Annotated in this window: 7 protein-coding genes; all 7 read right to left on the bottom strand. The window is 48.0% G+C overall.

The genetic code is table 11. The features are described 5' to 3' along the window. Positions 1–168: 168 nt before the first annotated feature. The 7 genes from LDO37_RS20475 to tssH all read right to left on the bottom strand — a co-directional run bounded on the left by LDO37_RS20475 (position 169) and on the right by tssH (position 12449). The gene (locus LDO37_RS20475; RefSeq protein WP_126607159.1) at positions 169–1170 is read right to left on the bottom strand and encodes a tetratricopeptide repeat protein; all 1002 of its coding nucleotides are present in this window, start codon (positions 1168–1170) and stop codon (positions 169–171) included. Beyond that, entirely contained in the window at positions 1167–2477 is a 1311-nt protein-coding gene (locus LDO37_RS20470) for a type VI secretion system ImpA family N-terminal domain-containing protein (protein WP_185829758.1), read from the bottom strand. Before LDO37_RS20470 ends, LDO37_RS20475 begins: the two co-directional genes overlap by 4 nt. A 100-nt stretch (positions 2478–2577) precedes the next feature. Next, on the bottom strand, positions 2578–6123 hold the full coding sequence (gene tssM / locus LDO37_RS20465; protein ID WP_101110145.1) for a type VI secretion system membrane subunit TssM: 3546 nt from the start codon (positions 6121–6123) through the stop codon (positions 2578–2580). A gap of 15 nt (positions 6124–6138) precedes the next feature. Further along, a complete protein-coding gene (gene tssA, locus LDO37_RS20460; RefSeq protein WP_126607157.1) occupies positions 6139–7614 on the bottom strand; it encodes a type VI secretion system protein TssA in 1476 nt (491 codons plus the stop codon). Continuing rightward, entirely contained in the window at positions 7608–8300 is a 693-nt protein-coding gene (vasI, locus tag LDO37_RS20455; protein ID WP_185829757.1) for a type VI secretion system-associated protein VasI, read from the bottom strand. Before vasI ends, tssA begins: the two co-directional genes overlap by 7 nt. After that, positions 8300–9850, bottom strand: coding sequence for a sigma-54 interaction domain-containing protein (locus LDO37_RS20450; RefSeq protein WP_185829756.1), 1551 nt, complete (start codon positions 9848–9850; stop codon positions 8300–8302). Before LDO37_RS20450 ends, vasI begins: the two co-directional genes overlap by 1 nt. A gap of 1 nt (position 9851) precedes the next feature. Beyond that, positions 9852–12449, bottom strand: coding sequence for a type VI secretion system ATPase TssH (tssH, locus tag LDO37_RS20445; RefSeq protein ID WP_126607154.1), 2598 nt, complete (start codon positions 12447–12449; stop codon positions 9852–9854). Between the last annotated feature and the right edge of the window lie 22 nt (positions 12450–12471).

The following is a 12471-nucleotide window of genomic DNA, read 5'->3' as shown; positions in this document are numbered from 1 at the left end:
CCTATCCATCACTATTTTTAGCACACTGCAGCAATTATTTTGTCCGCAATGTTAACAAAATATGTGTATTGGTATGAGCCAAGTTAATCATTCTCACTAATAACACGTCTTTACTTAAATCTCATTTTTGAACAGCCTCATATCGAATTACATACCAATAAAAAGCGTTTACTCCATTTCGTATTTCCATGGCATTTCAAATTGCTTAACGGTATGTGATGCTCGATATTCCTGATGAAGTAAGTCCGCAGCCGCCAGTTGCTCCTCAGTGAGTTTTTCTTTCACCGCCAGCTCTTCTTTTTCAATTCGTTTGCGTGTTCCAATTAACCTATCGGAGCCAATCGCATCCAAATAATTTTGGTAGTAACTGTACGATTTCACCAAATTTGTTTCGACTCTGGTTTTCGTGAAATTACCCGCGTACGCCTTGGCAAGAAGTGCCAAAGATGTTGCGTCGCCTTGATCGACCGCTTTCTCCATCCAAACCACGGCTTCATGCGTTTTGTCGGTATCGATCATCAGCTGTATGGTTTTCTTAATCGCTGGAAGGTATCCCGTTTCCGCTAATTCCACATACTGCTTTTTGACCGTTTTCAGGCGGTTACCAGGCAACACAAACCACTCCTCATAGCCGTGCTCTACCAACTCTATCTTGGCATATTGTGCCGGTAAATATCCCTGTTCCAGAGCTTTACGCAGCCAAAATTTTGCCTGCTTATAGTTGTCTTCTCTGTCGCGATAAAACAGCGCCAGCATGGCTTTACTGTTTCCTTCTTCTGCGGCTTTTTCTAGTGCGGTAAGGAAATGAGTTTGCCATTGAATACGCTGTTCCTCGTCACCGGATCGATTGGTTTTAGCTAACCGTTGCATCGCCCAAACGTTACCACTGTCAGCGGACTTAAAGGTGTACTCGACAATTTCATCTTCCCGCCTCGCCGCATGTGGCAGTGTTGCCAACTCATCTGCGTATAGCAACGCCGCCATAGAGTGCCCTTCATCAGCAGCGTACTTCAAATAATGCAGCGCCTGCTCGTTGTGGTATTGCAACCTTAACGTACTGCCTTTTTCAAATGCGTCTTGCGGTGAGATATCCTCGATTTCATTGATGGCGAAGCTACTCAGCGACACGCCAAGTAGCATTCCACACAAAACACGGATCACCCCTTTCATTGCCCTACCACCGTCTCTTCTTGGTCCGTGTCATCTGCACTTTTAGCCGCAACCGCAGGATATTGCGCCACGCCTGAAAGCGCTTTCTGATAAGACGACAATTGCCAAACGATACGAGCAACACGCTCTTGCAGCACCGCGAGCTCCTCTTTGGCGAGATCGTAGTTTTGCTTATCGATTTGCTCCTGAATGTAAGCATTTCGGCTGTAAATTGGGGATAGGCTCAAAATGTATTGCTCTAACCTTTCAGCGCTTTCCTTATTCTTCGCATGTTTAGATCCACCGACTAAGTTAGCAGCCAATGTTCTCGCCGAATAAAAACGCTCCAAATCACGCTCCAATTCCACTTTATAGGTTTGGCTTTGGGCTTCTACACGCTCTATCGCGTCTTCCACTTCAGAGTTATCTGGGAACAGCTCTTTCGCCTTATCTATCAACATAATGATATTGATGTATTGCTGATAAACGGTGATCTCAAGATCTTTGTCCATCGCATCCACCAGCGCCGAACGAATGATGTTTTGTTCATCCAGAGGCAATTCTGCAACCGACTTTTCTGTCATCTTCGACAGCAATTCTTCAGTTGGTGCTGACACGGTATTCTTCATGCCTTCGAAAGCATGGCAAACTTTTAACCGCTCAATTGAATAGTAATACGCGGCGCCGAGGGTCAGCGCCCACGCTAAAACAAACAAAAACATCCAAATATTTCGGCTTGTTTTTGGTGAGTTATCTATAGGCAAGTCTGATACTGGTGCATTTGGTCTTGTCACTGTTTCAATGCGATCAATATGCTCGAAAATGGAGAAAGCAATACTTTCAAACTTCGGAAGCTCTTCCGGCTGAAAACGCTCACACAGTTCGTGCAAATCTTGCAATGCGCGTTCACAGCGATACAAATCGCGGATCTGGTCTCTATTGGGCTTAATCAGCTTTAGATCCGACGTAACCTTGCTGGTCATCCACTGGATAATTTCTTGCTTGTGTCGGCTAGATAATGCCTTGTGCTCGCTGTCTTCCACATACGCACCAAGCATAAGCTCAAGACCAGAGGCAAACCCTTTGATCCCTTCCACTTTAAAGCCCGCAACCGAGAAATAACTGGTCAGCAGAAAATCCATACCGATTTCTGTGCCCAGCTTTACGCATTCATTAAAAACCGATTCCCATTGAGTCGAACCAGAAAGAAACCCCATACGACCATTTATTTCATTGCGAATTTTCTGATAACGTTCGGAGTCCCTGAGCGACGGTTGGTCGCTCAGTATGGTGAAAATTCCATGGTCGATATAAATTCTGTTTGACACCAGAATACCTTTTTATTGATGGCGCAACGGCTGCGCCACGTACGACTAAAAAATCTAAGGGTGTTATCCCATTAAAGGGGTAGCCCTAGGGCCTGTTGGCCTAATACAAGGTTCCAGACAATCGGAACGAATCAAACAACCGTTCTTTGAACGGGTTCACCGACGCCTCTGAATACAAGCGATAAGACACATCTCCGCGATCAATCGCGAACTTGTAATCCACGCTGGTCAAGCTTCCCCCAACCACTTCACTTTTGTCTAACAAGCGGAACAATGCCCATGGCCCTTTTCGTTCCAAACTTCTTGGCGACAAATTCCGCTTAGTCGGTACTAAGGTCACTTTCGATACCGAGCTTCCGCGTAGCGTGTTAGGCCAAATCAATTCCACGGTTTGTCGAGGTCCGTGGCTGTATTCCACGTACTGACCATCGATATTAATGACCGCACGGCGCTTGTTCGACGTTAAGCGCACAGGCTCCAACGAGAACGCGACATCCAAGATGCCTTTGCGGTTAAAGAACGCACGTTGGATCTTTTTCGCTTGTTTTAGTTGCGCCAATACTTCTGGGCGAATCAGTGATTGCTGCGCCGAGTCTTCCGATATCGAAATGCCTTCTTCAATAAACATTTTCAGCTGTTCGTTGTAGAAGCTATCCAGCGTGCCGCTAGGCGAGAAAAACTCTTCGAAGTCTTCTAAGGCTACATCTTTGCGCGAACCTTGATCGAACGGATAGCGAGCCGCAAATTTCTCTTGGAATACCGAATACACGTCACGCTGCCAGCGAATCTCTAGGTGTTTGATGGCTTCTTGTTTCACCACATACCAACTTTCATCGGCAATTTTCGTCACCATGTTATCTAGCGGGCTAGGCAAACCAGACGCGATGCGCTTTAGGGTGTAGATTGGGTCTGCATTACTCAGGCTAATACGCGCTTTGGTGGCATCCAGCGCTGCACGGCCAACGTCTGGTGCATCTTGGATGGCCTTCAAGTAATTCAGCAGTTGCACAACGGCGGTTTGTACTTCGTCGAAATACGCCGGTTGCGCACCTTGTGCATGCAGCATGGAATTCAACTCAGAAAACGGCGCGTGAATCATGGACGCCACTTTGTATTTTGGCGACTTCAGCAACTCTTCTTTAGCTTCTTCATTTTCCGGTAATTCACTGAACAAGCGCGTGTTGTCTTCCAGAGCTTGAAGCAAGCGCGTGAAAGGTTGAGTACTGCCTGTTAAGTTGTCCAGTACCAATACGGCATTGTTGATATCAACAAAGTACTTCACATCCACTTCGTTCAACGCATTACGCCACGTGTTGGTGTAGTCGACCACATACTGAGAGCGGATCTTGTTTTTCAGGGCGATCTTGTCTGCCGCGCTGAATTCCGCCACTTGCGTTTGCCCAAGCACCCAACTGTCGATCAAAGCGAGTTCCGACACCGAATCCGATTGCTCGATGAAGTAACTATCGAAACCTTGTTTAGACAACATGCGTGGGATCATTAGGTTATCGCTGTCGATAACACGCTCCTCAAACACCACATCAAATACCGGACCTACTTGGTTACGCAGATTAATAGGCGCGCCAAGGTACGTCGATGAATTGGACTTCAAGTTACGGTAAACACGCTGTTCAATAGACATCGCGCTCAAATCACGCTGCGCCTTCGCGATCATCCCTTCATAAGGGCGAACCGAGGCAATCGCTGCTTGGTTGCCTTCCTTATACTGAGTCGCCAAATCAGTGTGGTTCATGGCGTAGTCTAAGTGCTCCAGCAAACGTTCTTGTGTGACACGATTACCCACAAACTGCTTTTGCCAGTTCTTAGAGAAGTAATCCATCACGAATTCTTTATAACGTCCGCTTTTGTCGATCATCATTCGGAATACACGAAGGACTTCCAGTTGATGCTCTTCGTTTTCCGCATTCGAGAGCTCTAAGGCGATGTCTTTCATCAGTGAAGGTAGGTAACGACTTTCCAACAACGCCAAATACGTTTGTTCCACCTTAGGACCAATCATGTGCCCTTGGTATAAACCCATATCGGAAATGTATTCAGGTTTTTCACGGAAGAAACCAAATTCCAGCGTCGCTTCACGAATGGTATCCAGCGGTTCTAAGATTTCTTTCTGATTCAGCTGTGAAAGATCCTCAGGGTACTTATTTCTGAACTCGTTCACCTTGGCCAATACAGCATCGGCTTGATTGACGTTTTTGATGTAGTACCCATGCCAACTACCGAACAGCATAAAGGTGGCTATCAAACACACCACGCACGAAAGGAATACAATTCTGCGCTTTTGCTTCGCGACTCGGAAATTATCCGATGCCAAGCCAGCCTCGGGATACACAATTCGATTAAACAGCTTTTGCGTAAAGTAAACGGTGGAATTTTTAGCATCTTGCGCGCGGTTGATCGCGTGGGTTAAGCCGTAGCGACGTGACGCAGCATCGTCGAACGCATTCGAAGGCACCCCTTGCTGGAACACTGAAGTAAAGTACACGCCACGAACCAATGCCGAGGTTGAGAATTGATCGCTCCCTAAGGCATCTTGCAAGAACTCGTGGAGTACTTCTTTCAAACCCGAAATCTGGCGGGTAAAGCCATAAATACTGCGACGCTCTGCGTTATCCATCGTTTCAAGTAACGACAAAGGCAACGACTCTTTAATGCGCTCGACAAAGCGGCTGTAGTCTTCACTAAATTCATGTAGCCATTTATCAAGGTTGTCGACGGAATCCAACGAGAAGGTAAAGCCCATCACTTCGTCGCGCTTACTTTTCGGGTAATGACGGAAGAAAGGTTCGAAGCCGTGCAGCAAGTCCATTTTGGTTAGCGTGACGTACACAGGCATTCGAGTCGACAAGGTTTCCATCAACTCTCTAAGACGTGTGCGCAGCAAACTTGCATAGGCTTTACGGCTTGATGTTGTACCCGAAGCTAACTGAGCAACATCAATGGCGATCACCACACCGTTTAGTGGGCGACGGCTACGCGTGCGCTCCAACCATTCGATGAAGTGCATCCATAAGCGACGTTCCATTTGACCGTCGTTATCTTCATTGTTGTACCCCTGAGTTAACAGCTCACCATCAGGGTCTATCAGTACGGACTCTTCGCCGATCCACCAGTCAAAGCTGTATGGATTTTCCGTCTTCTTACCCGATGCGCGCATCACGGTAGAGAACACAAAATTCTGGCCAGAGCGGTTAATCAAACTGGTTTTACCGGCATTTTCCAATCCAATAACCAAATACCAAGGCAGCGCATACAAATGATTGCGCTTGTTGAGGTTCTCCTTCATGTTGACCATGATTTGGTTTAGCTCAACCTCTTGCCTTTCTTCGTATTGAAGAATCGGATCGGCTTTCAACTGTTCGTCGCGTTTAATGCCAGCTTTAAAACGATTGAGCGCTTTCCATTGGTACATGCCCCAAAACGCCACACAGATCAGCGAGAAGATCACGCTGGCGATCACGCGCGACATAATGGTCGAGAGCGGTTTGGTTTCTTGATACTCCAACATGGGACCCGCCCACCAAATGGCAACGATGATCAACACACACAATGCGACCATTAAAATCGGTATGGCCGACTTGAAGCTCTGACCCATTTTTTTAAGCAAGCCGCTGATAAACTTCCCCATGTTTCTTACCTTGTGTTATTCCGTTACGACGAATTGTTGTAATTGATTGATGAGCGATGGTTCCCAGTCTTCCACTTTGGATTTGATGACCGTTTGGTAAAGGGATTGATAGTGCTGATGCGCCATCGCTTCTAGCCCGTTGTTTGCTAATAAATCGGCGGTTAGCAGCCGCCAGTAAAATATGTCTCTTGGTTCTTTTGCTGACGCAAGCCCTTCATTAAGCATTGCCATAGCAACGGAAAGCCCCGCTTCTTTGGCCATCACAAACGCTTCTTCACGTTTATCATCCCAACTGTTAACAGACGACGCCGATTGAACGCGCTCGTTAGAACGCAGCCAGTTTTTTGTTTCTTCATTTATGAACGGAACACCGCCTTTAAAACTCATAGTGGCGAGTTCTGGGATGCGTTCGAGAAAATGTTGCGATTCTTCCAAAATGGCAGCAGCCCAAGTGGGTTGCCCAAGCTTTAGCGCAATTTGCGCACTGAGATGCTGACCATCAAACCAATACGGTGCGATGGTGAGGCTTTGTTCTACTTTGCGCCATAACGCCAAGTCTGGGTTACGTTGTAGTTGCTCGAGGTAATCACTCACACGCTCGCCCACCATAGGACGAAGCTGAGTTTCACCTTTGTGATTGGCGTCCGGCGGCGTACTAATGGTCGACCAAACCGCAAAGCGACGCACTCGAATACTCAGTGCATGGCCGTATTCAAACTCGGTGAGAAAATCCGCCACTTTTTGCAGCGATGCTTTCGTTGCTTTGTCATTCCCCGTATCGATAGAAACAGCGCGAGGCGATGTCGACGTACCACCAGAAGAAGGCGAAGCGGAAGCTGTTTCTTGCGTCGCAGGCTGGCTCGGTGAAGACGGCAGATCTTGCAGCTTATTCGATTCCAGCCAACGTTCTAGCTTGCGAATGAACGCAATAAAATTCTCGTCATCGAGTGACAGAGATTCCGCAGTAGCACTCCAAGCAATTTTTGCTTTCGCTATAGATTCGTTTTGCGCCTCTGAAACAGGAATCGTCCCTTTCACCAACTTGTCTAGTGCCGCATCAAATCGTTGCAAAATCTGGCTAAAGAACTTTCTTCTTGGCAACAATCCACGAGCACCCGGTGCCGGGAAACAGGTTTCCCAATACGCCGCCATAAAGTCCGCTGTCACTTGAATGGAGAGGTTAAAACGAGAAACAGAGTTACTGTGGTGAAAGCATTGGAGCAAATGCGCCAGTAACTTGAGATCCTTGGTCTTATTTTCCATCAAGGAAAGAATGCCTGTCTCCACTTCTTCCCAGCGAACGTCAGCGTGCGACAAAGAACCGACTTTCATCATTTGGCTTTCAACAAAATCGAAAACTGGATCGTCTAAGACTCTTTCCCCGACCGCGCTTTCTTCAGAAATTGGGGCACTCAGTTTGGCTCGGATCGCCTTATCATTCGCCAAGTTATCATCCATGATGTTGGTGTGTTGATCGTCCATGGCTACCATCGGCAAAGCTCCCTTAACTCCGAAAGGGTGTCTTTTGAATTCGGTGTCTCAAACACTAAGCCATCAATGCGTTCTGAATTCGAACGAACGTGGATTTGTTTTTGGCGAGCCAGAGGTTTCAAAATGCTGATCGCCGCCAATCCACGCCCCGAACGAAGCACCATGCCTTGTTCATCGAACGTCCAGCGTTGACGCTCCGATCCTAGCGAAACATCGGCGCGAGCCCCTTCCTGCTGATCTGGAAAAATGATCTCTAACCGAGAGATTTTCTTAATGCAGCTCGCCATGAGAACCACAGGAGCTTGTTCACTGTCGACTCGAGGCATGGCGTTCAACGTAAACCACAATGCTTTATCACCATTACCGTCGGTGGTTTCGTTACGAATCCATCCATAAGGCTCGTCGCCGTTTCGCATATCTGAGCGGCGCGCTTCACTTTTCACAGCTCGCTGCCAAGGTTCTGGGCGCACCAAAGCCTTTGTGGTAGGCGCTTGGGTAATTGGCGTACCGAACAGCCCATCAAAACACGCCAAGCGATCAACTTTAGCTGAAATGGCACGGCAAGTTTGTGCTCGCTCCAGCAACGACGTTTCTGTCACTTCCTGTGCTAACGCGTATCCTGAAAACGCTAGGCTACCGAGGCAACTAAGCAAAAAGCTGGCGATCGTGAGTGTGCGTTTAACCATCAGATATTGATCTCCAGTTTGGAACATTTGTCGGCCAATGTTCGCTTGGGTATGCCTAAACTCTCTGCCGCGCGAGATCGGTCTCCTTTGTACTGACGCAAACGCAGCGCAATAATTTTGGATTCGTAGCTTTTCACGGCAGAACGTAAATCCGAGATGGAAAGCAGAGTTTGTTCTTCATCCGGCACGTCATGGACATTGTCTTCATTGGCCGCCATTCCTGGAGAATCTTGAATGTAACGCCCCAATTCATCGGCCATAAGTTCATGACCGTTGTGAAGGTGCGCGCAGCCGAATTCGATCAAATGGCGAAGCTCTCGCACGTTCCCAGGAAACGGGTATTGCATGAGCATATCCAGCGCTTTGAAATGAATACCGCGAACGCGAGTACCGTGGGTTTGGTTGAATTGGTCGATAAAGTGTTTCGCCAGAATCTCAACATCGCCCATGCGCTCTTTGAGGCTGGGGACAGACAAAGGGAATTGGTACAAACGGTAGTACAAGTCTTGTCTGAAGCTTTTTTCTTCAATTTTCTGACGCAGCTCGACATGCGTTGCCGCCACCAAACGAAAATCGGAACTTTGCTCTTTTTCAGCCCCCAAAGGGCGGTAAGTTCGGGTTTCTAGCACCCGCAGTAGCTTCGCTTGGAGAATGGGAGGCATATCGCCGATCTCATCCAGAAACAGCGTTCCGCCATCAGCTTGTGCAATCAAGCCCGGTTTGTTGGTGGTAGCACCAGAAAACGCCCCTTTGGTGTAGCCAAACAGCTCACTTTCTAACAAGTTTTCAGGGATGGCAGCACAGTTAATCGCCACCAGTGACTTTTTACGACGAGAAGAAAGGTCGTGAATCGCAGACGCGACGACTTCTTTACCTGCTCCCGTTTCACCTTGAATCAATACCGTCATGTCGGATTGAGAGGCGGTGGCGATTTGCTCGCGCAGCTTTTTCATCGCCGTGCTGTCACCCACAAGCTTGTGCTTGATCGCATCCGACTGCTTTAAAATGGTTTGTGTTTTTTCAACGTAGGACAGTGACTCTTTAAGATTACTCTTCGAGACAGACGCTTCGTTCAACTCACTTAACCTTTCCCAATGACGAGTAAACAACGCCAAGAAGCGGTCGTAGTGAGATTGCCCGAGGGCGTTTTTCCAACTATCGACGTGAACCAAGTTCACAGACAAAGCCACAACCGCGCCGTGACGGCTAGGTAAAGGGGTCACGACGATTTTTTGATCCGGTCGGCAGCCTTCGATCAGTGAGGTGAAATTGCTGTCACCCTGCCAATACACAAGGTGCTCGTGATTAATGATTTTTTGCCCGCCATTTTGCAGCACATGCGCAAATGGGCATTCAAAATCAGTGACATTCCAACAAAGATCAGGCACACGGTTTAGGGTCAGCAACTGGCGACCGTCCGGTGTCACAGCAACAAAAAAGCTTTTGTCGACTTGCAAGTCTTGCTCTAACGTATCGAGCAAAACCTGTACCAGGCCAGAGGCTTCTCTTGCGTTGACCAGTTTGTCGGAAACGTTAAGCCAATCCGCCATGCTATTCCACCTTACCGATGAATTCGCCATCTTGAGCACAAATGCTGATGTGCGATACCGGTTCTTGATTGGCTAACTTTTCCAGTAATGCCAATGAAATCGGTGGCAACATTTGCCCTTCAATAATGGCTTCTAGCATTCGCGCACCATTTTCGGAGCGAGTGGTACGAGACAAGATCTCGTCGATAACACTAGAGGCAATATCCACAGTCGCCTTATAACGCTCGGTAAGCACAGACTCAAGGCGAGCCAATTTGCCGCGCACGATTTTCTCCATCACCTCTTCGCCTAATGGTAAGTAAGGCACCACTTCCATACGCGCCAGTAGCGCTGGCTTAAAGAACGCGGCGAGTTCTGGGTACAACGCATCGTCCATTTCATCGGTGCGGTCGGCGTAATCGACAATGGTTTGGAAACCAAGGTTAGACGTTAAGAAGAACACGATGTTTTGGCAGTCAATCAGACGCCCTTCTCCATCCGCTAACTCGCCTTTGTCGAACGCTTGATAGAACAAGTTCAGTACTTCTGGGTGTGCCTTTTCGACTTCATCAAGCAATACAACGGAGTACGGCATTTTACGAATGGATTCCGTTAACACGCCGCCTTCACCAAAGCCTACGTAGCCCGGAGGCGAACCAATCAAACGCGATACAGTGTGTTTCTCTTGGTACTCAGACATGTTGATCGTGGTAAGGAATCGCTTGCCGCCGTATAACTCTTCAGCAAGTTGCACCACGGTTTCTGTTTTACCAACACCACTTGGCCCTACAAGTAGGAACGCGCCTTTCGGTCTGCCGGGTCTTCTTAAGTCGGCACGGGCCGTTAGTAGGTGTTTGTGAATTCGCTGAATCGCCACATCCTGACCTTTGATGGCTTTTTCAAGAATGTCCGGCAAATGAGTCAGCTTCGTCAGCTCATCGGTGTTCATTTGATCGATCGGCACACCTGTCCAGTCGGCAATCACTTCGGCAACTTGCTGCTCGTCGACTTCTGGGTGAATGAGGCGATCATTAAACGGTGTCTGCTCGAGTTCTTCGTACATCACTTCAAGTGCTTGCTTTGTTTCCTCAAGCTCTTCTGGTTCTAATTCATCAGAAAGCAGCTTGGTACGAAGTTCGATCATGTGATTGATCAAATCGCGCTGTTTTACCCACGCACGCTCGGTTTCGTGGAATTCGGCTTGGCATTCTTCGTCTTTAGCAATGAGTGTGGCAAGGCGCTCTTCATCAATCGATTGCCCGATCTGAAGTTGGCGTTCCAGCATTTTGCGCTCCAACTCGTATTGATGTTGAAGTGTTTCCAGTTCAGACATTCGGGCGGGTGGCGTGCTGAGGTTAATGGAAATACGGGCACAGGCGGTGTCTAAAACATCAATCGCTTTATCTGGTAGTTGACGACCAGACACATACCTTGCCGACAAATGAGAAGCCGCTTTCAATGCGCTGTCTGAAATGAGTACCTGATGATTTTTCTCATACACTTCGCACAATCCACGAAGGATATCGACGGTTTGATCTGCCGAAGGCTCGTCTAGCTTCACCAATTGGAAACGACGGCTAAGCGCAGGATCTTTCTCGAAGTATTTTTTGTATTCTTTCCACGTTGTAGCGGCTACGGCACACAGTTCGCCCCTTGCTAGTGCTGGTTTCAACAGGTTAGCAGCGTCGCCGCCCCCTTCCTGATTGCCCGCACCGATAAGGGTATGCGCTTCATCGATGAACAAAATAATGGGCGTCGGTGAAGATTTCACTTCATCAATGATGGATTTAAGGCGTTTTTCAAATTCGCCTTTCACGGCTGCGCCTGCTTGGAGTAGACCGAGATCTAAGCTCATCAGTTCAATGTTTTTCAGCTTATCCGGTACCTTCCCATCAATAATACGCAGCGCCAAACCCTCGACTACAGCACTTTTGCCGACACCCGCATCGCCCACCACTATTGGGTTATTTTTGCGGCGACGACAAAGAATGTCGATCATCAAATTGATTTCTTCATCACGGCATAACACTGGATCCAATTCTTGGTTTCGCGCTTGTGCCGTGACGTTGGCGCAGTATTTGTCTAGTGCGCGGTTTCCGTCATTTGATACAGGGGCTTTGCCTTTTTTCCCAGAAGCCTCAACGGGCGTCTCGGAGGAATCTTTAAGAATGGTGAAGAATTCGCGACGAATGGTTTCACGGTTTAAACGATCAAATCGCTTAGATAAGGTGACAGGTAAGTAACGATCGGGGCGCATGATGGCGGTTAAAAAGATAACACCAGAACGAAGGTGATCAAGGTTCATTTCGGTCGACGCCAACAGCCACGCATCTTGCAACAACTCAATCAGGAGCGGCGAAAAAACGGGGTACGTATCGTGACCCGTTTCACGCGGAAAAGCGCCATGCACCATGTCTTGAATTTCATGATGATCGGTATCGCTGCTGCGCAGGATTTCACGTACGTCGCTCAGTGGGTTATCCAGCAACACATGCAGGTAATGCTCAAACGTCACTTCTGAGTGTTCATGTTCTAAACACAGTGAAGCCGCTTGCTCGAGGGCTAACTTGCTCTGTTCGTTCAGTTTACTGATTAATGTTGGGAGTTCGATTCGAATCACGGCGCAACCTTTGACATTGAAA

Source organism: Vibrio penaeicida, from assembly GCF_019977755.1.
GTDB lineage: Bacteria > Pseudomonadota > Gammaproteobacteria > Enterobacterales > Vibrionaceae > Vibrio > Vibrio penaeicida.
Note: the sequence above shows the minus strand (reverse complement) of the source record. Positions and strands in the feature narration are given on the sequence as shown.

What these genes read in the sequence shown, in the direction of transcription:
- LDO37_RS20475 (WP_126607159.1), bottom strand. Translation starts at nt 1,170, where the DNA reads ATGAAAGGGGTGATCCGTGTTTTGTGTGGAATGCTACTTGGCGTGTCG.
- tssM (WP_101110145.1), bottom strand. Translation starts at nt 6,123, where the DNA reads ATGGGGAAGTTTATCAGCGGCTTGCTTAAAAAAATGGGTCAGAGCTTC.
- tssA (WP_126607157.1), bottom strand. Translation starts at nt 7,614, where the DNA reads ATGGTAGCCATGGACGATCAACACACCAACATCATGGATGATAACTTG.
- vasI (WP_185829757.1), bottom strand. Translation starts at nt 8,300, where the DNA reads ATGGTTAAACGCACACTCACGATCGCCAGCTTTTTGCTTAGTTGCCTC.
- LDO37_RS20450 (WP_185829756.1), bottom strand. Translation starts at nt 9,850, where the DNA reads ATGGCGGATTGGCTTAACGTTTCCGACAAACTGGTCAACGCAAGAGAA.